Source organism: Cohnella sp. OV330, from assembly GCF_900112065.1.
Taxonomy (GTDB): Bacteria; Bacillota; Bacilli; order Paenibacillales; family Paenibacillaceae; genus Cohnella.
In genome coordinates, this window is sequence record NZ_FOKE01000002.1 from 296,662 (window position 1) to 323,646 (window position 26,985).

At 60.1% G+C, this 26,985-nt stretch carries 22 protein-coding genes; 2 read left to right on the top strand and 20 right to left on the bottom strand.

The genetic code is table 11. The annotated features are described in order from the left end of the window. Positions 1-3 precede the first annotated feature (3 nt). The 3 genes from BM235_RS05230 to BM235_RS05240 all read right to left on the bottom strand — a co-directional run bounded on the left by BM235_RS05230 (position 4) and on the right by BM235_RS05240 (position 2,904). A complete protein-coding gene (locus BM235_RS05230; RefSeq protein ID WP_090110187.1) occupies positions 4-870 on the bottom strand; it encodes a carbohydrate ABC transporter permease in 867 nt (288 codons plus the stop codon). 19 nt (positions 871-889) lie between these two features. After that, positions 890-1,795: an ABC transporter permease gene (locus BM235_RS05235; RefSeq protein ID WP_255374063.1), complete on the bottom strand. Its 906-nt coding sequence runs from the start codon at positions 1,793-1,795 to the stop codon at positions 890-892. 128 nt (positions 1,796-1,923) lie between these two features. Continuing rightward, on the bottom strand, positions 1,924-2,904 hold the full coding sequence (locus tag BM235_RS05240; RefSeq protein WP_090110191.1) for a Gfo/Idh/MocA family protein: 981 nt from the start codon (positions 2,902-2,904) through the stop codon (positions 1,924-1,926). Between the two features lie 235 nt (positions 2,905-3,139). Between BM235_RS05240 and BM235_RS05245 the strand changes: the two genes are divergently transcribed. Then, complete coding sequence (locus BM235_RS05245) at positions 3,140-5,416, top strand: helix-turn-helix transcriptional regulator (RefSeq protein WP_090110193.1); 2,277 nt, start codon at positions 3,140-3,142, stop codon at positions 5,414-5,416. Positions 5,417-6,237: 821 nt separating this feature from the next. On the opposite strand, the gene BM235_RS05250 is transcribed toward BM235_RS05245, so the two are convergent. Beyond that, complete coding sequence (locus BM235_RS05250; RefSeq protein ID WP_090110195.1) at positions 6,238-7,212, bottom strand: GNAT family N-acetyltransferase; 975 nt, start codon at positions 7,210-7,212, stop codon at positions 6,238-6,240. A 157-nt stretch (positions 7,213-7,369) separates the two neighbouring features. Continuing rightward, the gene (locus tag BM235_RS05255) at positions 7,370-8,209 is read right to left on the bottom strand and encodes an AraC family transcriptional regulator (RefSeq protein ID WP_090111031.1); all 840 of its coding nucleotides are present in this window, start codon (positions 8,207-8,209) and stop codon (positions 7,370-7,372) included. Between the two features lie 134 nt (positions 8,210-8,343). On the opposite strand from BM235_RS05255, the gene BM235_RS05260 reads away from it, so the two are divergent. After that, positions 8,344-9,471: a glycoside hydrolase family 88/105 protein gene (locus tag BM235_RS05260; protein WP_090110197.1), complete on the top strand. Its 1,128-nt coding sequence runs from the start codon at positions 8,344-8,346 to the stop codon at positions 9,469-9,471. 26 nt (positions 9,472-9,497) lie between these two features. Here the strand turns inward: BM235_RS05260 and BM235_RS05265 are convergent, their stop codons facing one another. The 15 genes from BM235_RS05265 to BM235_RS05330 all read right to left on the bottom strand — a co-directional run bounded on the left by BM235_RS05265 (position 9,498) and on the right by BM235_RS05330 (position 26,964). Then, positions 9,498-10,184 carry a response regulator transcription factor gene (locus tag BM235_RS05265; protein ID WP_090110199.1) on the bottom strand — a complete coding sequence of 229 codons (687 nt, stop codon included), beginning with the start codon at positions 10,182-10,184 and terminating at the stop codon, positions 9,498-9,500. Continuing rightward, the gene (locus BM235_RS05270) at positions 10,181-11,662 is read right to left on the bottom strand and encodes a sensor histidine kinase (protein WP_090110201.1); all 1,482 of its coding nucleotides are present in this window, start codon (positions 11,660-11,662) and stop codon (positions 10,181-10,183) included. The genes BM235_RS05265 and BM235_RS05270 overlap by 4 nt, the downstream gene beginning before the upstream one ends. Before the next feature lie 10 nt (positions 11,663-11,672). Continuing rightward, complete coding sequence (locus tag BM235_RS05275; protein ID WP_090110203.1) at positions 11,673-12,425, bottom strand: ABC transporter permease; 753 nt, start codon at positions 12,423-12,425, stop codon at positions 11,673-11,675. Continuing rightward, on the bottom strand, positions 12,394-13,164 hold the full coding sequence (locus tag BM235_RS05280; protein WP_090110205.1) for an ABC transporter ATP-binding protein: 771 nt from the start codon (positions 13,162-13,164) through the stop codon (positions 12,394-12,396). Before BM235_RS05280 ends, BM235_RS05275 begins: the two co-directional genes overlap by 32 nt. Positions 13,165-13,235: 71 nt before the next feature. Next, a complete protein-coding gene (locus tag BM235_RS05285; protein WP_090110207.1) occupies positions 13,236-14,150 on the bottom strand; it encodes a hypothetical protein in 915 nt (304 codons plus the stop codon). A 596-nt stretch (positions 14,151-14,746) separates the two neighbouring features. After that, positions 14,747-15,121 (bottom strand): hypothetical protein, encoded by a 375-nt coding sequence (locus BM235_RS05290; RefSeq protein ID WP_090110209.1) that lies wholly within the window; start codon positions 15,119-15,121, stop codon positions 14,747-14,749. A 104-nt stretch (positions 15,122-15,225) separates the two neighbouring features. Then, the gene (locus BM235_RS05295) at positions 15,226-16,791 is read right to left on the bottom strand and encodes a response regulator (RefSeq protein ID WP_090110211.1); all 1,566 of its coding nucleotides are present in this window, start codon (positions 16,789-16,791) and stop codon (positions 15,226-15,228) included. Further along, the gene (locus BM235_RS05300; protein ID WP_158543906.1) at positions 16,791-18,659 is read right to left on the bottom strand and encodes a cache domain-containing sensor histidine kinase; all 1,869 of its coding nucleotides are present in this window, start codon (positions 18,657-18,659) and stop codon (positions 16,791-16,793) included. The genes BM235_RS05295 and BM235_RS05300 overlap by 1 nt, the downstream gene beginning before the upstream one ends. 127 nt (positions 18,660-18,786) lie before the next feature. Beyond that, positions 18,787-20,523 carry a type 2 periplasmic-binding domain-containing protein gene (locus BM235_RS05305; RefSeq protein ID WP_090110216.1) on the bottom strand — a complete coding sequence of 579 codons (1,737 nt, stop codon included), beginning with the start codon at positions 20,521-20,523 and terminating at the stop codon, positions 18,787-18,789. An 88-nt stretch (positions 20,524-20,611) separates the two neighbouring features. Beyond that, on the bottom strand, positions 20,612-21,502 hold the full coding sequence (locus BM235_RS05310) for a carbohydrate ABC transporter permease (RefSeq protein WP_090110218.1): 891 nt from the start codon (positions 21,500-21,502) through the stop codon (positions 20,612-20,614). 28 nt (positions 21,503-21,530) lie between these two features. Then, positions 21,531-22,502 carry an ABC transporter permease gene (locus tag BM235_RS05315; RefSeq protein ID WP_090110221.1) on the bottom strand — a complete coding sequence of 324 codons (972 nt, stop codon included), beginning with the start codon at positions 22,500-22,502 and terminating at the stop codon, positions 21,531-21,533. Between the two features lie 249 nt (positions 22,503-22,751). Further along, entirely contained in the window at positions 22,752-23,834 is a 1,083-nt protein-coding gene (locus BM235_RS31945) for a glycoside hydrolase family 76 protein (RefSeq protein ID WP_177244202.1), read from the bottom strand. Between the two features lie 78 nt (positions 23,835-23,912). Next, positions 23,913-25,115 (bottom strand): glycoside hydrolase family 76 protein, encoded by a 1,203-nt coding sequence (locus tag BM235_RS31950; protein WP_255374064.1) that lies wholly within the window; start codon positions 25,113-25,115, stop codon positions 23,913-23,915. An 18-nt stretch (positions 25,116-25,133) separates the two neighbouring features. After that, complete coding sequence (locus BM235_RS05325) at positions 25,134-26,063, bottom strand: carbohydrate ABC transporter permease (protein WP_090110223.1); 930 nt, start codon at positions 26,061-26,063, stop codon at positions 25,134-25,136. A gap of 13 nt (positions 26,064-26,076) precedes the next feature. Beyond that, entirely contained in the window at positions 26,077-26,964 is an 888-nt protein-coding gene (locus BM235_RS05330; RefSeq protein ID WP_090110225.1) for a carbohydrate ABC transporter permease, read from the bottom strand. Positions 26,965-26,985 lie beyond the last annotated feature (21 nt).

Here is a 26,985-nt window from a genome sequence, read left to right on the forward strand (position 1 = left end):
ATGTTAACCTTTGACCGACCCGATGAGAGCCCCCTTGGCGAAATACTTCTGGAGGAACGGGTAGATCAAGAGGATGGGAACCGTGGTCACGATGATGGTCGCGTACTTGAGCGCTTCGTCGACGATCATGCTGTCGCCGCCGATGTTGCCTGCGCCGTTGGCGCCCCCCGAGCCCTGCAGCACCATGTTGCGGACGATGACCTGCAGCGGGAACAAGTCGGCATCCCGCAGATAGAGCAGCGCGGAGAAAAAGTTGTTCCAGATGGCGACGCCGTAGAACAAGCCGATTGTCGCGAGTATCGCTTTGGACAGCGGAAGCACGAGCCGGAAAAAGATGCCGATATCGGTCAAGCCGTCGATCTTGCCGGATTCCTCCACCTCTTGGGGCATGCCGGAGAAAAACGTGCGCATGACGATCAGATTCCACGTGCTGACGGCGCCCGGCAGCACCATCGCCCAAATCGTATCGATGAGATGATAGCTTTTGACGACGAGGAAGGTCGGGATCATGCCGCCGCTGAAAAAGAGCGTGATGACGACCATGACCATGAAGCCGTTGCGGAACAGCATGTCCCGCTTGGAAAGCGAGTAAGCCCCCGCCGCGCTGACGATCAGCGAGATGGCCGTGCCGAGCGCCGTATAGATAATCGTATTGACGTAGGCGCGTCCGATCTCAGGGTTGTCGAAGACGGCCGCGTACGTGTTCAGGTTGAATTCCTTGGGCCAGAAGAACACTTCGCCCTTCAGCACGGGCACTGTGCCGCTGATCGAGACCGCGATCATGTAAATGAACGGATACAGTGCCGACGCGGCGACGGCGAATAGCACGACATACAAAATGACATCGAATAAACCGAATTTAGGCTTCATGACGCGTTCGCTCCTTTCCTCACCATAGGCTCGTCTCGCTCGTCTTGCGGCTGATCCAGTTCGCCGTGAGGATGAAGAGCAGGTTGACCACGCTCGTGAACAGGTCGATCGCGGTGCCGTAGCTGTAGTTCATCGCCTGGATCCCCGTTCGGAACACGTACGTGCTGAGCACGTCCGCCGTCGAATAGATCGAAGGATTCAGCATGAGCAGCACCTTTTCGAAGCCGATGTCGAGGACGTGACCGATGTTCAGGATAAAAAGGATGACGATCGCGGGCATGATGCCCGGCAGCGTGACGTGGCGGAGCTGATGCCAGCGGCTGGCGCCGTCCACGGTCGCCGCTTCGTACAGCTGCGGATCGATGGCGCTGAGCGCGGCCAGATAGATGATCGTCTCCCAGCCGATATGCTGCCAGATCTCGGACAGGATGTAGAGCGTGCGGAAGTAGTTCTCGTTTTGCATGAAGTTGATCGAGCTGTAGCCCATCCACTCGACCACATGGTTGACGAGGCCGCTGGTCGGAGACAGGAAGAGGAACATCATGCTCACGACGACGACGTTCGAGATAAAGTGAGGCAGGTAGCTGATCGACTGCACGAGCCGCTTGACGATGCCCTTCCTCACTTCGTTAAGCAGCAGCGCCAGAATGATCGGGGCCGGGAAGCCGAAGACGACCTTGTAGACGCCGAGCAGGACGGTGTTTTTCAGCAGCTTGGGAAAATCCGGACTGTGAAAAAACATTTCGTAATACTTGAGCCCCACCAAGTCGCTATGCCAGATCCCCTTGAACGGGTTGTAATCCTTGAACGAGATGAGGATGCCGAACATCGGCACGTACTTGAACAGAATGTAATACACGAGCGCCGGCAAAAAGAGCAGCAGCAGGTACTTGCTTCTATTGAATTTCAATCGGAATAACGCCACTTGCGACCCTCCAGTCTGAAGCGATGTGTCTATGCCGCCTAGCTTAATGAACGTTCCGGCAGCGGCGCAATGATGCGATATGCGGAAACCTCGCATTTCTTCGGTTATCCGAACGGAAGCGAAGCTTCTTAATGTTCGACGGCCGTTTCCGCTTGTTGCTCGTGGGAACGGTACAGACTCTCCACGACCGCCACGACGCCGCGGGAGTAAGCCATCGAGCATTCGGGCTCGCGGTTCTCGCGAATCGCGCCGATCAGGTCCTCGAACTGGCGGACGAACGGGTCCGGCTGCGACGGCATGGGTACTTGCTCATAATCTCCGCCGTCGCTTATCCAGAGCCCCCTGCCAGACAGCAGCTTCATGCTGCCGCCGGTGAACCTGAATTCCGTCTCGTCGACGACGGCGCCCGGGTAGCCCGACTGCGACAGCGTCGCGGGGATGCCCGACTCGGTCACGAGGAACGCCGAGCCGCCGCCTTCGATATCCCCTCTCATATCCGCATAGCGGATGCTTGCCGTCACTCTCGCGATCCGCTCGCCGGTCATCCATAAGATCTTGTCGATCGAATGCGAACCCAGATTCGTCAGGATGCCTCCGCCGGCCTTGTCTTTCTCGAAAAACCATGCCGGCCTGCTCGGCGTATCGTACCGCTGGTGCCGCCTGTCGTTGATCATCGTGAGACGCCCGAGCCGACCGCCGTCGATCCAGGCCTTCGCCGCGAGGTTGGCCGCGTCATAATGCTGCGTGTGGCCGACCATCAGCTTGATTCCGCCCGCATGAACGGCTTCAATGATCTCGTCGCACTCGCGGACGTTCATCGCCATCGGCTTCTCGAGCATGACATGGCAGCCTCGGGCGGCGGCGAAGCACGCGGCTTCCTTGTGCAAGTAATGAGGCAGGGTGACGACCGCGATATCCGGCCGTTCTTTTTCGATCATTTCTTTGTAGTCCGCGTAGGACGAGATGCCGTGCTCTGCCGCCAAGGCGTTCGCCCGATCCAGGGCAATGTCCGCGATCGCGCAGGGCGCGAGAGCATCCATGCTGCGCATCGCCTTCAGATGCGAGCCTGCGATGATGCCGGCCCCGATCACGGCCACGCGATATGCCATTTGTAAGACCGCCTCCTCCGTTCGAATGCGGTCATCATACCAAGTGCCGCGGCAGGCCCGCCATCAGTGGATCTTACGGTTCTTGTCGAATCTTAAAAAGGTGTGGGGACCTGAGGACGATCGTAAAAAAAGATAAGGATCCGAAGCGATGAGTATTGAGCGAAAAGCTGACACGGGGCTATACTCTGATTTATGTAAAGCTTGATCGACGAAATTGTTAAAAAGGAGTAATCGGATGAAATGGACGGCGCGATTCCGGGGGACGGCCAAAAACCAGATGTCTCTTTTCTACACCTTGTTCGGCAGCTTCATCGCGATCATTCTCCTTTTGGTATCCATCAACTGGGTCGCCTTCACGTTTTTCAGGCAAAGCATCCGGGACGAGATCATCCTGAACAGCAGCCTCAATCTGAACGCGACCGCAGCCAATTACGAGAAGCATATCAAGCTGGTCCGCAGCTTCATGCTAGGCTATCTATTCGACAACGACACGGAAATCTTGAAGCGCGGCGATCCGATGCGGCGGTACGACGTCGTCGTCGACGTGCAGAAGGCGCTGGCGCACGACCTGAACAACACCTCGCTTTATTTGGACAATATCGTCTATTACTTCCGCAGCGACGCATTCATCATCGACCGCGACGGCACGCGCGACGCGGGCACGATGTTTTCGAAGTTTTACTATGAACCTGCTTACACGGCCGAATTCTGGCGGCACGAGATGGACGGCGAGGAGAGCTTTAAGGTTTACCCGGCCGCTTCGTTCGCCTCCGTCACGCCGTTCGAGCGCAAGCCGCTCGGGACGCTGCTGCCGATTCTGGTCAAAAACGGTTACGATCACGACTTCGCCTTCATCGCCTTTCTGAACGGCGACCGCATCTATGCGGCTTTCCACCAGGCCAAGCCGAGCAGCACGTTTTTTATCGTCGACGGCGGCGGTCAGACGCTATTTTCTTCCGACGATCGTCTGGCTCTCCCCAAGGCGCTCGCCGGAAAGACCGGGAAGGGTTACGTCAAGATCGAAGATAGCTACTACTTCTACCGGACCGGCGGGGAGACCGGGTTTACGTATGTCGAGCGGGTGCCCGACAAAGGGCTGGCCGCGCAGCTTCGCCGGCTGAACCTGATCATGCTGGCGCTGCTCGTACTGTCGGTGCTGATCGGCCTTGCGGTTTCGTATTGGTTCTCCAAACGGTTCCACAATCCGCTTGCGAACATGATCCGCTCCGTGCAGTCCTTGCGCGTGGTCGGCGTCCCCGCGGGCGAGGGGAGCCGGATCAAGGAATTCAACCTGCTGCACGACACCTTAAGCGACCTGTCGCGCTCGAACCGCGAGTATCACGAGGATTTGCTCGCCAAAAACAATTTGCTGCAGCAGTTCGCTTATATGAAGAAGCTGAAAAAGATCCACGGCGGCGGCGATCAGTTGCCGATGGACGTCGACTCGGACACTCATTATCGGCTCGTGCTGTCGCAGATCGAATTCAAAGACCGCTTCGCCAAGGAGATCGCGAATGCGCCGCAGCGCGCCTTCAACATGTATAAGGAGCTGATCGACGCGCATTTCTCCAGCCGGTACGACGATTCCCTGACCTTCCAGCTGGAGAAGGACCAGGTGCTTACCATCCTGTTCGTCAAAAGCGACCGCGGCGCGAGCCTGCGGGGCGAAAATATGGACGAGCTGGTCCGCATGCTCGGCACGGATATCCCGTACTGCAACTTCACGATCGCGATAAGCCCGGTCCGCAGCCACTCCGCCGACTTCGCGGAGACGTACCAGGACGTCCTCGACCTGGTCAAGCAGCGCAGGCTCGGCGAGGACGTGCAGGTCATCGGCGAATGGATCCCGCAGCCTTCGCTCATGATTCCCGCGCCTTCGGAGGAGCAGGAGCTTACGGCAAACCTGCAGGCCGGCTGCGACGAAGTGACGGTGCCGCTCGTGAACCAGCTGCTCGACCAGCTCGCGCGAGCGGGAGCGCTCGCCCATCAATTTCAGGATTTCGCGAAGGATGTGGTCAATCGGACGATCAAAATTTTATACGCGCAAAATATCTCGTTCACGACCTTCGCCGAGGGCGGATCGCCCTACGATCACTTGAAGGGCTGTTACACGCTGGAGCAATACAAGGCGTTCTTCGGGAAATTCCTGTCGCGGTCGGCCGAAGCCGTGCGCGCGAAAAAATCCGAGACCGACATCATCACGAAGTTCGTCATGGAATACGTCGAGGAGCATTTCGGCGACGATCTCTCGCTCGACGCGATCGCGGGCAAGCTGGGCATCACGGGACCTTATTTGTCCACGTACTTCAAGGAAAAGACGGGCACGAATCTCAGCGACTACATTCTGACCGTGCGCATCAACAAAGCGAGCCAGATGCTTCGGGATACCGATCTGCTCATCCAGGAGATCGCTTCGCTCGTCGGCTACTACACCGTCGCTTCGTTCAACCGCGTGTTCAAGCGGTACACGGGGCTTACGCCGAGCGAGTTCAGGCGGAGTCATAATCGGTGAAGGTGCGGTGGGGGCGTGGGGGCGTGGCGGTAGGGCTTGGCGTGGGGCTTGGCTGTGAGGCTTGGCGGTGGGGGTTTTACAAATTATAGCGTTACGGGGCAGCAGGTTGCGGACACACGTTCCGCTATTTCTCGAATATCGCTCATTTTCGCGTCTTTGCGGACTGAGGAGCCGCTATTCGTCGCTCCAGGCACTCGATCCCTCCTCTTTTCCACAAATAACGGATCCTCGGTCCGCAACCTCCTCCATATGCGCACAAACCTCGAAAATAACGGCCGCTGAGTCCATTTGCTGCTCACAGAATGCTAAACCTTGCGTTACTGGCTGTGGTGCCACTGCAGGCGGGATTACGGTGCGGATGATGAGTCTAGGAACGCTGGGTCAAGGCGGTGGTAGATTTACGGATGGTGGCGTTGCGGGGCGGCGAGTTGCGGACACACGAGCCGCTATTTCTCGAATATCGCTCATTTTCGCGTCTTTGCGGACTGAGGAGTCGCTATTCGTCGCTCCAGGCACTCGATCCCTCCTCTTTTCCACAAATAACGGAACCTTGGTCCGCAACCTCCTCCATATGCGCACAAACCTCGAAAATAGCGGCCGCTGAGTCCATTTGCTGCTCGTAGAATGCTAAACCTAGCGTTACTGGCTGTGGTGCCACTGCAGGCGGGATTACGGTGCGGTGGTGTGACTAAGTGAGGGAGCTGGCTGCAACCGCTGGATTTGCGGTTACAGCCTCAACACGGGTGTCGCTTGCCGCAATTGCAACCGCTGCTCCCACAACAGCCCGAGCTTAGCGATGCGGTCGCGGAGCTCGCTTCCTCCTACGCCTCGTCCAGCGCCTTGTCGTACTTGGCATACGTTTTCCACAGCTCGTAGCCGAGCTTGCCATAGAAGTCGACGAACGGGGTCGTGTCGATGACGACCCGCCGCACGCCGCGCGCCGTCAGGAAGTGAATGGCGGCTTGCACGATCGAGATGCCGTACCGGTGTCCCCTGCACGCCTCGTCGATGCCGAGCGGGCCGATGCCGCCCAGCTCCTCTTCGAACAGCGGCGCCCAGTAAACGTTCTGCGCGAGCAGGGGCGATGCCGCGTCGTTCATCCGGCAGAAGCCGACGATCGCGCCGTCCCGCTCGAGCAGGACGTACTCGCGCCCCGTACCGCCACGCTCCCAATAGTCGCGGTGCTGCAGATCCCACGTACCCGGGAAGCACCGCGCCATGAACGCCGTCAGCGCCTTCCGGTCCGCCGGCTCCGCGACTCTCGCCGCCGCGCCGCCTTCGAATTCGGGCATGCCGACGCGCTCGTCAGGGCCGTACGTCTTGATCAGGTCGTAGACGTCTTCCCGGTGAACGTATCCCCGACGCTCGAACCAAAGCCGCGTCTCCGCCAGCTCGCCGGGTATGCCTGGGAACAGCCGGCGGTGCAGATCATTGCCTAGCGCGACCCGCACCGCGCCGGAGGCGCGCAAGGCATCCTCCGCAAGGCGAAGCAGCTCGCTCCCCAAGCCCCTCCCCCGATGCGCCGAATCGACCAGCAGCGCCTGAATCCACCCGGCATCGCGCCGAAGTCCGAAGCGGCCGTCGTCATCGCCCGCCCTTTTCGCGATCGCAAGCCCGGTGACCGCCCCGTCCTTGGACGCCCGCGCGACCCAAGATCCCTTGCGAAGGAGCCGGCGATCCTCCAGCGCATTTTGCCGCAGCAGCCTCGGGCGCATCGGATACGACGCGCCCAGCTCCTTGTTCCACAACGCCACCGCGCCCTCCATGTGCTTCTCCTCGAACCTCTCGAATATCATCGCGTTTCTCGTCCTCCTGCGTTCCTGGATGTTCGTGCCTACTAGACAATCTAGCGGAAGCGGGGGGCCGGGCAAATAAGCAGATTTAACGATTATTCTTATCTGATAAGATCCGATCGGATTCGCACGAAAAAAGGGAGTCCGCGACGATAAGCCGCTATCTCCCCTTCCTGTAGTACATTGGCGCATGCCCCGTGACTTCCTTGAAAACGCGGCCGAAATGCGCGACGGAACGGAAGCCGGCCTTTCTCGCGATCTGATTGACCTGAAGCGCGGTTTGCTCCAGCAGCTTCTTTGCCTCCTTGACCCGGACGCTGTTGACGTATTCCACGAAGCTGAAGCCCGTCGCTTCCTTGAAGGAGCGGCTTAAATAATACGGGCTGACGAAAAACCGCTCGGACAGCAGACGCAGCGACAGCGGCTCCGCGTAATGCTCGTTGATGTACCGGACGACCTCCGACACGCGCGCATGCATCGGACTGAGGTCTTCGCCGCGCGCCTCGTCTCCCGTACCCGCCAGCCTGAAGCATGTCACGAGCAGCTGGATGGCGAGCGTCTGCGCGTAAACCTCGAACCCGGGCTCGCGCCCCTGCACCTCCCGCACGATCCGCCGGGCAAGGGCATCGACATCCCGCCGGTCGGACGGCGATCCCGCGGTGACGACCGCGTACTCCCGTCCGGACAGCGCATTCAGCATACCCGCGCAGGCGCCATTCACTGCGAGCATGTCTTCCCCGCGCAGGTTCACGACGAGCCGCTCGTGCTCGGGCATGTCCGTATCGGTCGTCCGGTGCACGACGTTCGGCGCGATGACGACGATGTCGCCTTCGCCGATGACGATCGTCCGGTCCTGGATAAAAAACCGCCGCCGCCCCGACATCAAATAAAAGATCTCGTACGTGCCGTGAAAGTGCCGAACCGGCATGTGATGCCGCGGCGCCTTCCGATGGGAGACCGTAAAGGTGCCATCCTCGTTGTCGTAACGGATCTCCTCCACCGCCTCCACCGCCTCCACCGCCCTTCGTACGCCTTTTATACCGCAAGATATAAGAAGAATCCCGCATAAATCGCAAAAAATGAACATTTATCGCTGCTACTATAGGTTTATAACACAAAGGAGGAATGCGCAAGATGGAACAGCCGCAAACGGCAACCGCCTATGGAACCCAGTCCCGGGATACGTACTCCCCGATCCGATGGGCCGAGCTGGCCTGCGAGGCGCTGATGGCCAAGTTCGAACCCGAGCAGCTCCCCCCGGACCGGTTCCACTATCATCAGGGCGTGTTCTTGTCGGGCATGGAGAAATGCTGGAGGGAAACGGGGAAGCCCGAATACTTAGACTACATCAAGCGTTGGGTGGACAGCCAGGTACGCGAGGACGGCAGCATCCGGAAGATCAACCTGGAGGAGCTCGACGACATCCAGCCCGGCGTGCTCCTGTTCAACCTGTACGAGCAAACCGGAGACGAACGCTACAAGAAGGCGCTGGACGCGCTCGTGCCGCTGATCAAGACGTGGAAAACGAATCCTTCGGGCGGCTTGTGGCACAAAGACTATTGCCCGAATCAAATGTGGCTCGACAGCCTGTACATGGGCGGCCCGATCGCCGTCCAATACGGCCGGACGTTCGGCGACGATGCGTACTTCGATCTGATGGCGCATCAGGCGCTGCTCATGGCGGAGCATACGACGGATCCCGTCACCGGCTTGATGTACCACGGCTGGGACGAGACCCGGACCGCCGCGTGGGCGGATCCGAAGACCGGTCTCGCCTCGGAGTTCTGGGGGCGCGCCATCGGCTGGTACCCGGTCGCCCTGCTGGAGATGTTCGAGCACATGCCCGCGGATCACCGCGACAAAGCCAAGCTGACGCCCATCCTGCAAAATCTGCTCGTCGCGCTGACGAAGTACCAGGACGCCGCCACCGGCCGCTGGTACCAGGTCGTGGACAAGACCGACCGGCCGGACAATTGGCTTGAAAATTCCTGCACCGCCCTAAACGTCCATGCGATCGCCAAAGCGGTGCGGATGGGCTGCCTGGACGCCAAGTATATGGCGAACGCCTGGAGAGGCTATCAAGGCGTGATCGATACGCTGACGTTCGACGAGCAAGACCGCGTCGTCATCGGCGGCATCTGCATCGGCACGGGCATCGGCGACTACGCCCACTATATCGCGCGCCCGACCAGCGCGAACGATCTGCACGGAGCGGGCGCGTTTATCCTGATGTGCGTGGAGATGAGCCGGCATCGCGCTTGATGCGGCAGCGCCCTAACGCCTTCCCCTTAAACCTGGAAGCGATAGCCGGCTCCCCATATCGTATCGATGTACTGCGACCGGGAGGAATCGATCTCGATTTTCTCCCGGATTTTGCGGATATGAACCGTGACGGTAGGCAGGTCGCCGAGCGAGTCCATGCCCCAGATTTGCTCGTACAGCTGCTCCTTGCTGAAGACGCGGTTCGGATTGGAGGCGAGGTACGCGAGCAGATCGAACTCCTTCGTCGTGAACGCGACCTCCTTGTCGTTCACGTAGACGCGCCGCGAGGCTTTGTCGATGAGCAGGCCGCGGATCCGGATCTCCTCGCGCTTCTGGCCGCCGCCCGACAGGCGCTCGTACCTGGCGAGGTGCGCGTTCACGCGGGCCACCAGCTCGCTCGGGCTGAACGGCTTGACGACATAATCGTCCGCGCCGAGCCCGAGTCCTCGGATCTTGTCGATGTCTTCCTTCTTGGAGGAGACCATGAGGATCGGAATATCGAGCTCGCTGCGCAAGCGGCGGCAAATCTCGAAGCCGTCGATTCCCGGCAGCATGAGGTCGAGCAGGACGAGATCGAATTTGCCCTCGAGCGCCTGCTTCAGCCCGCGGTCGCCGCTGGTCTCGATATGCGGTTCATAGTTGTGAATCGCGAGATAATCCCGCACGAGCTCCGCCATGCTGAGATCGTCCTCGACGATCAGGATGCGTTTCATCCGGCGCGCCCCTTTCCTGTCCATTTCTTAAGCGAGATCGTGATCAAGGTGCCCGCCCCGAGCTGGCTCGCCGCCGTCAGCAGGCCGCCGTGCTCCTCGACGATCTGCTGCGCGATCGCGAGTCCCAGTCCGCTGCCTCCCGTATCCACGTTGCGGGCCGGGTCCGCCCTGTAGAAGCGTTCGAATATATGGGGCAACGATTCCGCGGAGATCCCCTTCCCGTTGTCCCGGATCCCGATCTTGTAATACCCGTCTTCTTCTATGAATCCGATCCATATGGCGGCGTCAGCCTTGTCGGCGTACTTCACCGCGTTCTCGACGACGTTGACGAACACGCGCTTCAGTTTCTCGCGGTCGGCCACGACAATGGCCGGCTCCGCAAGCGCGGGCGGCTCGTAGCTCAGCTTCACGCCGCGCTTTTCCGCGTCCAGCTGGAGCTCCTCGGCGCAATCCGACAGAAAGCCGTCCAGCGCCACCTCTTCAAAGTGAAACGGCAGCCGCTTCAGGTCCAGCTTCGAGAACAGGAACAGCTCGTCGATCAAGCGGTCCATCTGGACCGTTTTTCGGTGAATCGTCTTGATGTAGCTGTCCAGCATCTCGGGCGTATGCGTGACGCCGTCCATGATGCCCTCGACGTAGCCCCGGATCGCGGCGACCGGAGATTTCAGATCGTGCGAAATGTTCGATATCAGGTTGCTGCGGTTGTCCTCGTACTGCAGCTGCAGGTCGACCGAATCCTTCAGCTTGATCCGCATCTCCTCGAACGCGGCGGCAAGCTCGCCGATCTCGTCCCGCGATTCGGGGCGGACCGGGTGGGACAGATTGCCTTCCTTAATCTCCTCTGCGGCTCGCCGCAGGGAACGAAGCGGGCGAATGATGCTGCGGGAAACGAAATACGTCAATATGCCGTTGACCACCACCAGGATAATCAGGAGCGCGAGCAAAAAGGGCTTGGAAATGCGCTCCGCGAGCCAGCCCAGAAAATCCAAGTTCAGCAGCATATAAAAGCTGCCTTTGGAGCCGTCCTGGAAGACGACATTGTACTGACGGTCCAGCATCCAGCTGCCGTTGCCGATATCGTGGCCTTCCATCCAGCGGACTTCGCTGCCGAAGGGCGGCAGCTTCGAAGCGACCTTCGTCTCCTTCAGGTCCGGCGAGATATATTCGACCTGGTCGCCCAGCCGGACGATCAACCCCATGTTGATCTTCTGCAGCCGGTCGTCGTAGGCCTTCATCAGGGACGGGTCGCGCAAGGAATCGGGGTCGCCCGCGATTCGCGTCCGGATATCCGATGCGATGCTCGCCTCTTCGCCCATTATCGCCGCAAGCGGATTGCCGTCGCCGGTATCCAGCGTGAACACCGTCTTGAGATCGCCCACCGCCGAGACGACGATTACCAGGAAGGAAATGCCGATCAGGATGAGCGGGATGATCAGCATCGCCAGATAGGACAGCAAGAGCCTTACCCGGATCGACATATGCATTCTCCTACACTTCTTTTTTATCGAAAACGTAATAGCCTGTTGTATAGAATACCATACCGCACCCTAGCAGGAGGCTGAATATCGCGAATAATCTCCCCGCCGGGAGCGAGCCGCCCAGCCAGAGTTGATGCCAATTCATGTACGTGACGGGCGAGAAGACCATGTAGTCGGGGAAGACGAGCGCCAGTCCCTTGGCGGCCGCGTACAGCAGGATGCACACCGTCAGCGCGCCGCTCGCGTTTTTGAAACCGAGCGCTACCCATGCCGCCGCCGTGCACAGCACGAATAAAGGGAGAGCGGACGCCGCATAGGCGACGGCGGTTTCGGCCAGTCCCCCCGCCGCTTTTCCGGCGTCCGGCAGCATGAAGGCCGCGGCCTCCGATGCGACGAAAACAAGCAGCAGCAGTCCGGCGGTATGAACGAACAGCGCGAACAGCTTCGCGGCATAGATCTTGGACCGGTTCACCGGCCGGGACAGCACGGATCGGATCGTCTTGTCGCCGATCTCGCCGGATACCATATCGGACGCGGTCATGAAGATCAGCAGCGGCAGCACGAACAGCGTCATGACGTTCAATATCGTGACGGCATACTGATCGCTTGCGACGCCTGCGACGCCCAGTCCGTCTTGCAGCTGCCGGACCGCGGGCAGCCCGGCGAAGGGCAGGATCAAGGCGACCGCCAGCAGCCAGATCGTTTTCTTTCTCGCGTACAGCTTCGCAAGCTCATTGACGGTCGTCCGCTTGAGCAGTTCCATTCGTCTCTCCCCCTCTTTCCGATCGAATCTGACTGATGTAGTAGCTTTCCAGCGACTGGCCCGAAGCTTGCTTCAGCGACGTCAAGCTGCCTTCCCGAATGATCCGGCCTTCCTGAATGATGCCGATGCGGTTGCAGATCGACTCCATCTCCGAGATCAGGTGGCTGGACAGGAAAAAGGTGATTCGTTCCTCGCTCGCAAGCCGTCCGATCAGCTCCCGCAGGTCGACCGTCGCTTCGATATCCAGCCCGTTGGTCGGTTCGTCCAAGATGAGCAGCTCGGGCCTGCCGATCAGCGCGGACGCGATTCCCAGCCGCTGCTTCATGCCGAGCGAAAAATGGCCGACCTTCTCCCGCTTGCTCGCCGACAGTCCGGTCAGCTCGAGCACCTCGTCGATCCGCGTCCTCGGCAGCTCCGGATACAGCCTCGCGGCCAGCTCCAGATTTTTGTAGGCGCTCATGTATTCAAAGGCTTCGGCTTTCTCGATCAGCACGCCGACGCGCCGCATGGCGCGCTCGTAATCCTCGGCGACATCGGCTCCGAACAGCCGGACGCTTCCGCGATCCGCCCGGACCAAGCCCGCGGCGATCTTCATGACCGTGGACTTGCCGGCGCCGTTCGGTCCGAAGAAACCGTAGACGTCGCCTCTGTTGACCTGGAGCGTGACCTCGCTTACGCCCCGATTGTTCCTGTATCGTTTCGTTAGCCCTTGTATATCCAGCACCGCGGCTTCCGACATAATCTCCCTCCTCTTAGTGAAGCGGCAGAGCGGCCGCCAGGCCGCTCCCTTTTCCGGATGTCATCCGCCCGTTAGTCTTGAAGCTTGTCGGCTTCGATCTTGTTGGTCTTCTTGCCGGCCAGGTCCACGGTATCCGGCGTCGTAGCGTTCACGTCCCAGGTATCGATATCCGCGCTGACGGTCAGGCGATGCGCTGCGCCCGCTTCATCCTTGCCCGTGACCGCGAGTTCGACGATCTGATGGACGATAAAATGATTCGCGTCGATCTCGGCGTGCAGCGAGACCTCGTCGATGTTCACGTCCTGCGTCAACCGGGGAAGCTTCGCGTCCAGGCGGGAGAGATCGATGCCGACGACGCCCGTATCCTTCATCCCCGAATCCTGATGCAAGTTCTCCGCGTTCAGCGCTTCCTTCACGACGAGCGAGCCGATCACGTTGAATGTCGCCGGAATTTGCGAACCCTTCAAGGTCATGTCGACCGCTTGCGCGCCGCCCGTTCCTCCGCTCAGGTTCACGTTATTTTTCAGATTGCCGACCAGCGCGTCGACCAGCTTCTCCAGCCCTTGTTGTACGGCGGGATCCTCGGGACCCCAGTCATGGCCTTCGGCGCGATTCGATTCGTCCGTCTCCGTCGCCACGTTGTACGTATCGCTGCTGCCGGACTTGAAGATCGTCGTACCGTCTTGATGGTAGAATTCGAGCTGTTCGGATGCCGCGCCCGTCGCGATCTCGGCGTTGCCGCTGACGCCCCGTGCGGCCTTGCTTTCCTTCAGCGTCCCGTTGACGTTCAGCAGTTCCTGGCCGTTATCCTTCACCGAGAGGACGTAGTGCTGCGTCGCGTTCGAAGCCGCCGTCGTCGTTTTTACCGCCGTCTTGTAAGCCTCGTAGCCGCCGCCCGCGCCTCCGATGTCCGCGAATGCGGACGTCACCAGCAGCGCGCTCCCGATCGTCAGCCCCGCTCCTACCATCGCCAATTTCTTTTTCATCCTTCATGACCTCCTGATTTCGATTCGCGGCTTCGTCGACCGCCTGAGTTCATATTAGCGGCCAATTCTAAATCGCCTGAAAACGAAAATAAACCGGAAATAAGGAAAAGATTAAAAAAAAATAAACTTTCGGAGAGCGGGGCGACGAAGCTCCCGGCGCAAAAAAGAAACCGCCAGGGAAGATCGCCCTGACGGTCTTTTCGATTCGGTCGTAGCGGAAGGCTGGAAGGCTTGCTCCAGTAACCCCGCAGTTCATTGCTTCCATTTTGGCCGGCCTGACGTTCCGGTCGCTCCCCTATCCGTGCCATCCTGCAAAAGTACATCATCCAAGGCCGGTAAGGGGGCTTTTGACGATCTATCGCGCAAATGTGCACGATAGATCGCCTCTTTACTTGAGATCCGGCGTGATTCCGGTGAAAATGCAGCACTTTTGCTCGATAGGCCGAACGACGAGTTGGCGCGGAGCTCGATCCTGCACTTTTGCGCGATAGGCCGAACGACGAGCGGATACGAAGCTCGATCCTGTACCTTTGCGCGATAGCGCGCGTCCGGAATTCGGGACCGAGCTTGGCTGTGCAAGCTTGGCGGTGGAGCCGTTATTGCCTGATGACGAGCACGTCGCGCGGCGGAATGCCCGTGCTTTGAATGCGGGCGATCTCCTCATTCGTCAATCTGCGTCCGACCAGGACGAACGAAGACGTGACGTTGTTGAAATTAAGGCTTCCCAGGTTCGCCACGCTCTGGCTGCCGCGGAACACGCGGAACGAGCCTCGAAAGTTTACTTGGGAAAACAGGACCAGCGTGACCTGTGCGCTTTGCACGACATTGTTCAGCCTGAAGCTCGACAGAACATTGTTAAACCGGAATGCGCCCAGATCTCGAACCGCCACGCCTCCGCGTCTGAATACGATGCGGCGGCCCGTAAAGTTGGTACCGGACCAGAGCGCGAGGCGTAAATTTCGATTGGCCAATTCAATCACTTCCTTGTCTTAGGATACAACATCGTATTCCAAAGACAAGAAACGGCATAAGGCAGATCGAGCAGGAAAAAAGCTTGTTTTACGATCCGTAGGTCTCAAGATCCCGCGCCGGGATGACCCGCCGCCTGCAGCCGCGCGCGGTATTCCGACGCGGGGACGCCCTCCAGCTCCCGGAACACGCGGTTGAATTGCTTCGCGTTTTCGAATCCGACGCTTTGGCCGATCTCGAAAATTTTGCCGTCCGTCCGCGCCAGCAGCTCCTTCGCCTTTCCGATCCGCACGGCTTTTACGTACGATACGAAGCTCTGGCCCGTGAATTCCTTGAACAGCTCGCTGAAGTACGAGTAATTTAGCGACACGTGATTGGATACCGTGGCCATGTTCAGGTCCTCCGCATAATGCGCTTCGATATACGCGACGGCCTTCCGCATCTCCCGGTTGTCCGCGAGCGCCGAGCGAACCGTCCGGACGTAATCGTTCAGCCGGAACAGCAAGTTTTCGGCCTCGTGAAAATATTCGTGAATGTCCGAAAAGTGATAGATGCTGCCTACCCGCTTATACAGACGCAATATTTCTAGCGATTCTTCGCCGTGCGCGCGGAATACTTCGTCGAATACCGTCTCGTTCAGCAGCTTGCTGAGGCGCTCCAAATAGTCGAGCGAGACTTCCGACGTCTTTTTCAAGTCGAACAGACGCATCAGGATCGCCTTCATGTCCGGCTCGCGGTCCGTTCCCAGCATATTGGCGAGCCTGCGCACGTCGTCGACCGGCAGCTCCGGCGCGCCGGCTCTGTCCATGACGCTCTCGTAGCGAATGAGCGAAGAGCTGCAGCGCGGCTGCAGCAGGCTGTAGCCCGCGGCGCGCCGGGCCTCGGCGTAGCCGGCGCGAACGTCCTCGAGCTTCTCTTTCGTGCGGCTGAGCCCGATATGATAGGCGGAGGAGACGCTTTTATCCTTCAAATACAGCATAAGCCGGTCGAACAGCGCCGCCTCTTCGGTCAATACGATCAGGTAGCCGTCCTGATCCTCCAGATGGAACGAGGCGCGCCCTTCCGCGCTGCGCGCGAGAAACTCCTGCGCGAGCACGTTCTGCCGTCGGTCGCCGGCGAACTTGAGCGCGCCGACGCGGTAGGCCGGCTCCAGGCGCTGCAGTCCGGCGGAGCGGCAGCGCTCCGCCGCTTCGGCCGGATCGACGGCGGGATGCACGAAGATGTAGTTCAACTGAGCCGCCCGCAGCGCCTCCCGGACCCGGCCCGCTTCGTCGAGCCGGCTCTCCGCTTCCTCGGCGCGGCTCAGCTCCTCCTCCACCCGGTCGAGGATGCCGTACATCTCCTCCCGGACGATCGGCTTCAGCAAATATTCCCGCACGTTGAATTTGATCGCTTCCTTGGCATAGCCGAAGTCGTCGTGGCCGCTCAGGATGATGACGGCGGTCTTCGGGGACAGCTCCGCCGCATGCCGGATGAGCGCCAAGCCGTCCATCTCGGGCATGCGGATGTCCGTGATCAGGATGTCGATCCGTCCGGCGCCGATGACGGCCAGCGCCTCCGCCCCGTCGGCGGCCAGCGACACGTCGTACCGCTCCCGGTACTGGCGCTCGATCATGGCCTTCAGACCCGCGCGTATGTTTTTCTCGTCGTCGACGATGAGCAGCGTTCGCATCAGCCTGCGCCTCCCGTCAAAATAAAGTAAGGAATCCGAATCACGACGCGCGTGTACGCGCCCTCTTCGCTCTCCACCGTCAATCCGTATTCCTTGCCGTAGTACAGCTGAATGCGCTGATGAACGTTGCGCAGCCCGATGCCTCCGCCTTCCTGTCCGGCGTCCTCGCGGGACGCCGCCGTGCCGGACGGCTGCGGCGCCTCGGCGGCGATCGACCGGTTGAGCTGCGCGACGCGCTCCGCCGGCATGCCGCAGCCGTCGTCCCGAACGGCAAGCATCAGCGTTCCCTCGCGCGCTTCCGCTTCGATGCGAATCGTCAGCTCCTGCGTGGACGACGCGCGCAGCCCGTGCTTGACCGCATTCTCCGCGATCGGCTGCAGCGACATTTTCAGCAGCTCCTGATCGAGGAGCGAGGACGGGATGTCGCGGGCGAGGCGAATCTTGTTCTCGTAACGGATGTTCATGATGGCGATATAGTTGGTGATATGCGCGACCTCGTCGCGCAGCCTGACGTATTCGCTCGTCCACTTGAGATTGTAGCGCATCAGCCCGCCGAGCGAGGTGAGCGCGTCGGAGATCGGATACTGCCCCTCCACCTCCGCCATCATCTTGATATTTTCCAGCGTGTTGTACAGGAAGTGGGAGTCGATCTGGTTTTTCAGCGACCGCAGCTCGGTCTCCTTGGAGGCCGCCTTCTTGTTCACCGCGTCCGCGATCAGCTCGTTGATCTTGCGCAGCATCTTGCGGAAGTGATGGGCCAGCTCGCCGACCTCGCCTCCGCCGCGGACCGTCAGGTCGAACCCGAAGTCGCCCTTGCGCGCCTTCTTCATCGAATCCGCCAAGATATGCAGCTTTTTCAAAATAAACGAATTGAGCACGTACGTCGCGATGCCGAGGATCGCGATCAGGATGACGTTGGCCGCGATGATGCGGTCGCGCGTATGCCTCGCGCTGTCCAGCACGTTTTGCAGCGATACGAGATTGACCATCCGCGCGCCCAAAGGCTCGATCGTCCGGGACACGGCCAGGAATGGCTTGCCTCCGAGCGTCAAGCGGAAGCTCGACGACGGCTCCGAACCCGCCGGCTTCAGCGCGTTAGCCAGCCCTTCGGGGGTCACGCCGGTCGAAGCCAGCAGCTTCTGCTGCCGGTTATAGAATAGATGCCCCTGCGGATCCGCGATGACGAGCTGGGACACGTCGTCCTCGCTGCTGCCGAACGTCTTGGGGAAGAAGCTCGACATGAGCATGTCGACCTCGAGGATGCCGGCATGGACGCCCAGCGGATACTCGATTTCCTTCAAGAAGGCGACCTTCGCCTGGCCGACGCCCGTCGCTTCCCCGATCTTCATCTTGAACGGATCCGGGTCGTCAGGCGCCAAGCGCCACTCCTTCCTCTCTTTCGAAGCGGTCAAGCGGCCGAACCAAGGCTCCGACGCGACCCGCCCCTCTTCCGCGAACACCGGATACATCTCGTTGATCAGCGCATTGTCGAAGAAGATGCGGATATGCAGCAGATTCGGATTGTTGTACTGGAGCCGGTTAATGACCGGAACGACTCTCGTGCTGAAATCGATCAACTCGGCGGTGTCCGGCTCCGTCGTCCGGGAGATATAATCGAGCACGTCTTGGTCTGCCTGGCTGAGCTCTGCCGCCCGCTGCATCGTCTCGATGTTGTTGTCGATATTGAGCCGCTCGATCTCGAGCGTATTCTCGTTCTTCTTTTCCATCTCGTCGATCGCGCTGCCCGTGAACTGCCTGAACAGCAGCAGCGAGATCAGGACGCTCGGAATAAGCAATATGATCACGTACGCCAGGATGAGCCGCGTCTGCAGCGACCACTGCTCCTGCCGCTCAACCAGCCTTCTCATCGTTTTTTTCCAAAATGTCCGCATCCGCATGCCGTCACTTCCGTTTGCCGTCGAATTCGAAGCTGCGCCCCAGAAACTCCAAAAGGACATGCCGTCCCGGAAGGGACGACAGTCCTTGGTCAATGCCTTACTTCATGAAATCCGCAAGCTTCTTGACGTTCTCCTCGAACTTCTTCTGGCGGAACGCCTGCATGGCGTCATAGCCGGCCTTGGCGCGGTCGTCCTTGAACTGCTGCAGGATCTTGTCAAAATCCGCGTCGGACTTCGACAGCAGCAGCTTCGGCAGCGCCTTGCTCCAGAGCGTGTCGATCTTCGTCTTGGCGATGCCTTCGGGCGACGTGGCCGGCGGGTCGATCAGGTCGTACTGCGAATAGCTGACCGTCTTGCCGCGCGTCCAGTCCTCCATCTGCTTCGTCGGTTCGACGCTCGGCGGCGCCCATTGCAGGTTCATGTTCGTGTCCATCAGCATCCAGAAGGTGTACGACGAGCCATACTTTTTGTCAAAAGAAGTACGGTCGGTCTGCATGAGCTGCAGCGCTTCCGGCTTGAATTGGTCCTTGCCGTCGATCGTATCATACGAGAAGCCCTTCTCGCCAAGGTACAGATCCTTCTGCCCTTCCTCGCTGATCAGGTAGCTGAGGAACTTGATGGCGCGCGCCTTGTCCTTGACGTCCTTGGAGATGAGCGTGACCGTCCAGCCGGAGATCGAAGGTCCTGCCAGCTTCGGCGGATCCTGCTTCGCGTTGGCCGGACCGTCGACGGCGATATACACCGAGTTCGGGTCCTTGGCGTAGAGCACGTTCTCCTGGGCGGCCAGATCGGAGCGCTGATAGATCATCGCGAAGTAACGTCCCTGCGCGATCTTCTCTTCCATCTGCGTGCGCTTGTCGATAAAGATATCCTTCGCAAGCAGGCCGTCCTGGTTCGCCTGGCGGAATACCTTGAGCCACTTCACGTATTCCTCGTTGTCGACGAGTGCATACTTGTCGTTCAACTTGCCGTCGACGTCGCGCGGAATGGCCAGGAAGTCGGCCAGATAATCCTCGAGCGAATAGTTGCCCGTCGGCGTGAATTCGTGGAGGCCGAGCGGAATGAGCGGCTGGCCGTTGACGTCCTTGAACTTTTCCTTCGCGGCCTTGAGGGCGGCGAGGAAGCCTTCCGGCGTGCGCATATCCGGCTTGCCCAGCGCCTCGTACATGTCCTTGCGGACGAGGAACGTCTGGTTGGACGTGAAATTCGTGCCGTACGTCTCGTAATCCTTCGGCGAGGACGACGCGTTCGGATAGCCGTAGACGTTGCCGTCAGGCTGGGTGTACCAGCTCAGCTTCGCGGGGTCGGCGACCTTGAAGAAGTACGGATCGTATTCCTTGGCCAGCTCGTTGAGCGGCAGCACGAGCCCGCCCTCCTGCATTTTCTTGACCGCGTCCTCGTACCAGCCGAGCGTGATGAAGTCCGGCAGCTTGCCCGAAGCGATCATCGTGTTCATCTTCTCGTTTTCGTTGCCCGCCGGGACGATGAAGTTGATGTTGACGCCCGTCTTCTTCGTGACGTACTGGGAGGTCGGATCGACGCCCCACTTGTTCGGGAACCAGGAGAAATTCAGGTACCAGTCGAACGTAATCGGCTTGGCGGCGTCCGCCTGCCAGCCGGGCGCGTCGGCGGACGCTTCGCCGCCGTCCGCGCTCGCGGAGGCGGTAGCCGAAGCCGAAGGCGCGCTGGCGGACGGACTGGCGCTGCTGGAAGCAGAGGCGCTCGGGCTCGCCTGATTCTCGTTGTTGCCGCCGCCGGCGCAGGCCGACAGCGAGAACGTCAGCGCGAGCAGCAGCGTGGAAGCGATCGTTTTGTTGGATACGCGTTTGTTCATGTTCGTTCCCCTTTGCGATCTAATTGACAGTCTTCTATGTGGTGAGTCGTCGTTGCCCTCTTTATAATGGAAGCGGCGTCCACCCGGATCAACCCTTGATCGAACCGATCATAAGCCCCTTCACGAAGTACCGCTGCAGAAACGGATACGCGAGCACGATCGGCAGCGTCGTGACGACCATCGTCGCCATTTTCACCGAATTGGACGTGACGGACTTCGTGATGCCGCCCGCAGCCGCCGTAACCATCTGGCTCGTATCGTTCTGCGCGACGACGCGGTACAGGAACGTCTGGATCGGCTGCAGCTCGGTGTTCTGCGTGATGTAGATGACGCCCGCGAAGTAGTCGTTCCACTGCCACACCCCGTGGAACAGCGCGATCGTCGCGACGACCGGCAGCGAGACCGGGATGACGACCCGAAGGAACAGCACCAGGTCGTTGGCGCCGTCGATCTTGGCGGCTTCCTCGAGTCCTTGCGGCAGCTCGCGGAAAAACGAGACGAAGATGATCAGGTCGAAAAAGCTGAACATGGCCGGGATGATGTAGACGAAAAAGTTGTCCAGCAGCTGCAGGTCGCGGATGAGCAGGAAGGTTGGGATGAGCCCGCCGTTGAAGATCATCGTGACCGTGCCGAGGATCATGTACAGATTGCGTCCGATCAGCTCCCGCCGGGAGAACGCGTAGGCGACCATCGCCGTGAAAAAGACGTGCAGGACGGTGCCGGCGAGCGTCTTGGCGACCGTGATCCCCATCGCGGTCACGATGCCGGGATTGTCGACGACCGCCGCGTAGTTGTCCAGGGTGAAAACGCGGGGCAGCCAGTAGATGCCGCCGCGCATGGCGTCCTGCCCGCTGTTCAGCGAGTTGACGAGCACGTACCAGACCGGGTAGATCGTCACGAAGCAGATGACGAGCATCAGCAGGACGTTGACCCCGTCGAAGACGGCCTCGCCTCTCGTTCTTCGTTTTAATGCGAACATCGGATGCCCTCCCTTCCATAGTTCTCGGTCAGAACAATGTGGATTGATTCATGCGCTTCAGGATGCCGTTCGCGCCGAGCAGCAGGCCGAGCGTGATGACGGACTTGATCAGGCCGACGGCGGTCGCGTACGAATAGCGGGATTGGGAGATGCCCGTCTGGTACACGAAGATGTCGATGACGTTGCTCGTGCTGTCGTTCAGCGCGTTGCGCATGACGAAGATCTGGTCGAAGTTGGAGTTCAGGAGACCGCTGACCGCCAGAATGAACAGGATCGAGATCGTGCCGGCAATGCCGGGCAGCGTCACGTACCGCATCTTCTGGAAGCGTCCGGCGCCGTCGATCGTCGCGGCCTCGTACATTTCCGGGGACACGCTCGCCATCGCCGCCAGATAGATGATCGCCGACCAGCCGAGCTCCTTCCAAATATCCGAGCTCACCACGATCGTCCAGAAGTAGCCCGGACTGGCCAGGTAATCGACCGGATCGCGGATGAGGCCGAGCGCGAGCAGCACCTTGTTGATGACGCCCACGTCCGACAGCCAGGTCGTCAGGATGCCGCCCAGGATGACCCAGGACAGGAAGTGCGGCAGATACGAGATCGTCTGCACGGCCTTCTTGAACCGAATCGACCGGAGCTCGTTCAGGAAGAGGGCGAACAGGATCGGCAGCGGGAATCCGACGATCAGCTTGAGCAGGCTGATGCCGATCGTATTGCGGATGACGCCCGGCAGCTGTTCGTCCGAGAAAAATTCGCGGAAATGCGTCAGCCCCGCCCAAGGCGCCTCGCCGACCGACTTGATGATGTTGTATTCCTTGAACGCGATGATGAGGCCGTACATCGGGATGTAGTTGAACACGAGCATCCAGGCTACGCCGAGCAAGGCCATCGCTTGGAGGTAGCGCTGGGCGAGCAGCTTCCTGGCCCATCCGGCCGCCCCGCCCCGGCGCGCGCGCGCCGGCGTTCGCTGCGCTTCCAGCGCCTCCGCCCGGGCATCCATACGATCGACCTCCTGTCTTTTTCAAGCGTTGTAAGTGTTTTCATCTGTTTGTATTGTACGATCCCTCCCGCGGCGTGGGTAGGCTCGATATTTCGTATTGCGTCTTCGTTTTTCGGAACTTGACGCGTGTCCGGACGGCATTCGCTTATTTGCGCAAAGGCTTCTGACCGATTTGCTCCTACGACTTCCAAGCGACAAGTCAAAAACGCCCCCGTATACGGAGGGCGTTCTAAAAAAGCATGGACAAATTCAGCTATCCGTGTGGGAGGCGAAGGCGGCATCCGCAGCGGGCAACAGCTCGCGCTTCTCCAACGCTGCCAGCCGCTCGAACAGGAAGACGCCGCTGAGCTGCGCGCTAAGCGTCACCTTCCCGGCAGGCGCGGAGCGCCAATCCGTACCGAACAAATGACGGCCTTCGTCTTGCGCGCCATGCGTCGCCGCCCATAGCGTCACCCCATTGCGGAACAACCAGGCCGCCGGCGCGGACATCGCCTCCTGTGTCTCCAGGATGAGCTCGGACAAGTACCGGACGAGAATGCCCTTGAACAAACCGCCGTCTCCGTCGCCTTCGTCCGGGAGAATGGCGCCGGCCCACTCGGCAGACGCAGCAGCTGCGGTCCGATTCGCGTCGGCGAGGTATGCCGCATCCCCCGTCGCCCGGAACAGCTCGACCGCGGCGCCGATAAAGACGCCTTGGCAATACGTGAAGCGCCATTCCTTGTCGATCGCCCCGTCGCCCAGACGATTCATCCCATCCCACACGAAGCCGGTCTCCGGATCGACGAGATGCCGCTTAAGCCAATCGTAGATTCGGATTGCCCAAGACAAGTCTTCCTCCCGGCCGAAACTCCTATAGAGCCGGACGGCCAGAATCGCGGCAGGCCCGTTGGCCGGGGCGTTTTTGTACCCTAGCTGCTCCTTGTGCCAAGCGATGCCGCCGCCCATCGTATCGTTCCATCCCGTACGGATATCGGCCCAGAGCGACAGCGCCGTCTGCTTGTACCGTTCCTCGCCTGTCGCGTCATATGCGCGGAGCCAGGCGATCGCCATCCATTCCATATCGTCGTACAGCAGATTGGGGAACGCTCCGCCGTTTTTCGTGCGGATACCCTCGTGAAGCTCGGACAGCCGGTCGGCATACCGGTCGTCGCCCGTGCGCAGCAGACCGTCCGCCAGACCGTCCGCGGCATGCGCCATCCACCAGTAATGAAAGATCGTATTGCACGTTCCGTCCGGGCACGGCGTCTCGATATCGTACATCCGAATGGATGGATTCCAAAATTCCCTGTCTAACGCTTGTTGCGCTTTTTCGGCCCGCTCGTTCCACAACATGTCGCTCACGCTCCCTGTTCCTCAATGCTGCCTTTATTTTCGCGGCTCTCCGTCGACTTCCGGCCGAAGCGCCTAGCGCTATTTCAACAGGCCTGCCCGTTCCAGGCGGGCGACCGTCTCGAGCAGCATAACGCCGCTAAGATCGGCGCTCAGCCCGACGACCGTCTCGGGCGGCTGCGACCAGGCGGGTCCGAACAAACCGTTCCCTTTTGCGTCGCCTTCGATCTCTCCATCGGAATCGCCCTCCGGACGGCCCGTCGCCTGTCCGTCCGTCCATAGACTGCTCGCGTTCGCCAAGAGCAGCTTCGCCTGCCCGGACGACGCGCCGTCCGCTTCGATCAGCTCGCCCAGATAGCGAACGAATACGCCTTTGAACAAGGCGCCGTCGCCGTCCCCTTCGGACGGAAGCATGCCTGCCGGGCCTCCGGCCAGCACTGCTGCCGCCGCATCTGCCGTCCGCCTGGCCGACGCCAGGTACGCTTCATCCTTCGTCGCGCGGTACAGTTCCACTGCGGCGCCGATGTAGACGCCTTGGTTGTACGAGAATTGCCACGCCTTGTCGATCGCGCCGTCGCCCGTCCGGTTGATGCCGTCCCAGACGAAGCCGGTGTCGGGATCGACCAGCGTACGGCTTTCCCATTCATAGATGCGCTTTGCCCAACTCAGATCCTCGGGGTTTTGGAAACGCTCGTACAAGCGGGCCGCGAGAATGGCTGACGGCGCGTTCGCCGGCGTGTTCTTGTAGTCCGTCTGCGCCTTGCGCCAAGCGATACCGCCGCCGGCCTCGTCGTTCCAGCCGCCCCGGATATCTCCCCACAGCGTCAGCGCGGCTTCCTTGTATCGAGTTTCGCCCGTAGCGTCGAACGCGCGGAGCCAGGCCAGTCCCATCCACGCCATGTCGTCGTAATAATCGTTCGGCCACACTTCCGCGTTGCGCGCGAGCAGTCCGTCGTACAGGGAGGCGAGGCGCTCCGCGTACTTGGCTTCGCCTGTCCGTTCGTACCCGTCCGTCAGTACGTCCGCTGCATGCGCCATCCACCAGTAATTAAAAGGATCCGTGCACATTTGCAAAATGCAAGGCGCGGCGTTGTTGTACAGCCCGCGCTTGGCATCCCAAAAAGCCCCGTCCAGCGCGGACTGCGCGGCTTCCGCGCGCTCCGCCCACACGCCGGCGCGGGAATCGTCCGCCCCGGCGGCTCCGTGCAGTGCGCCTGTCCGCCACGCCCAGCCTGCGGCCGCCAGCAGCAAGGCGGCGACGGCGACGAGCATCCATCCGGTCATCCTCGTCATCCGCACGCCTTAACCCTTCGTGCCGCTGAACGCGATGCCTTGAACGAAGTACTTTTGCAGGGCGAGGAACAGTAGCAGAATCGGCAGAATCGCGATCAACGCGCCCGCCATCATCGGACCGAAGTCGGTCTGATGGTTGTAGGAGAACGCCTGCAGTCCCATTTGAATCGTCGCCTTGTCCGGGTCGTTGAGAATAATCATCGGCCAGAGGAAGCTGTTCCACCCCGCCTGGAAGGTGAAGATGCCAAGCGTGGCCAGCGCCGGCTTCGTAAGCGGCCAATAGATATTCCAGAAAATCCGGAATTCTCCCGCCCCCTCGATCCGGGCCATCTCCATCATGTCGGACGGCAAGGTGAGGAAAAATTGGCGCATGAAAAACACCGCGAACGATCCGGATGCGCCGGGAAGGATAATCCCCCAAAACGAGTTAAGGAACCCGTTGCCTCCGGCTCCGTACCAGTCGTTCCCCCCGGCGAACGGAAAATGCTTCAGCACGTAGAAGCTCGGAATCATCGTCACGATGCCCGGTATCATCATCGCGGCGAGCAGCACGCGGAACAGCGGCTTGTTCAGCTTGAAATTCAGCTTCGCGAACGCAAACCCGCTGAGCGAGCCGAAGAACAGGTTCGCCGCCACGCCCGCTACGGCAAGCACGAGCGAGTTCCAGAAGTACAGGCCGAACGGAACGGTCGTAAACGCCGCGCGATAATGCTCAAGCGTCAGGCGCGACGGCAGCCATCTGATCGGCATGGAGAAAATCTCGTCGCTCGGCTTGAGCGAGGTGATCAGGCTCCAGAAGAACGGGAGAAACATGAATACCGAGATCGCGATGCTGACCGCGTAGAAAACGATCCGCCATAATACGCGCGAAGCGGACGCCGAGACGGCGGGCCTGCGGCTTGCGCGAGCGGCCCCTGCGGCCGCAGATTTGACACTCATATCCGCACCCTCCTCATACGACCGACTCTTCGGATTTGTTGAAGCGCATGTTGACGATCGAGAAGATCAGGATCGCGAGCGCCAGGATGAATGCCTGCGCCGAAGCATATCCCATCTGCAATTGATTGAAGCCTTGCTGGTAGATGAGGTAGACCGGCGTCTTCGTGACGTTGCCCGGACCGCCTTGGGTGAGCACGAACGCCTGGTCGAACAATTGCAGCGCGCCGATGATCGACATCGTGCTCACGAGAAAAGTCGTCGGCCGCAGCTGCGGCCACGTGATATAGCGGAACCGCTGGAGCGCGTTCGCGCCGTCGAGCTTCGCGGATTCGTAGAGATAATCCGGCACGCCCTGGAGGCCTGCGATATAGATGATCATATTCGAGCCGATCGACTGCCATAGCGTCACGAGAATGATCGACAGCATCGCCGTCTCCGTCTGAGCGAGCCAGGCGGGACCGGTAATGCCGACATAGCCGAGCAACGTATTCACGAGGCCGTACTCCGGATGGAGCAGCCATACCCATACCGTGGCCGCGGCGACCGCGGAAGTGAGCGTCGGCATGTAGTTCATCGTGCGGAACAGCCGGATGCCCAGCCGCCGGAAGTTGAGCAGCATCGCGATGCCGAGCGAGATCAGGATGTTGAGCGGCACGAAAATAACCGTATAATACGCGACGTTTTTGAAGGTGGTCCAAAAGAGGTCGTCGTGCAGCAGTCGCTTGTAGTTGTCGAAGTTCACCCAATCGCGGTTTTTGACTACGTCATAATTCGTGAAGCTGAAATAAAACGCCATGACGACGGGAACGACGGTGAAGATCACGAATAAGAGAATCGTCGGCGCGATGAACAGGTATGCGGTTCTGGCCTGATGGCGGTTCAGTTTGCTGATGGAAGCCATTGGCGCTCCTCCTTTCGGATC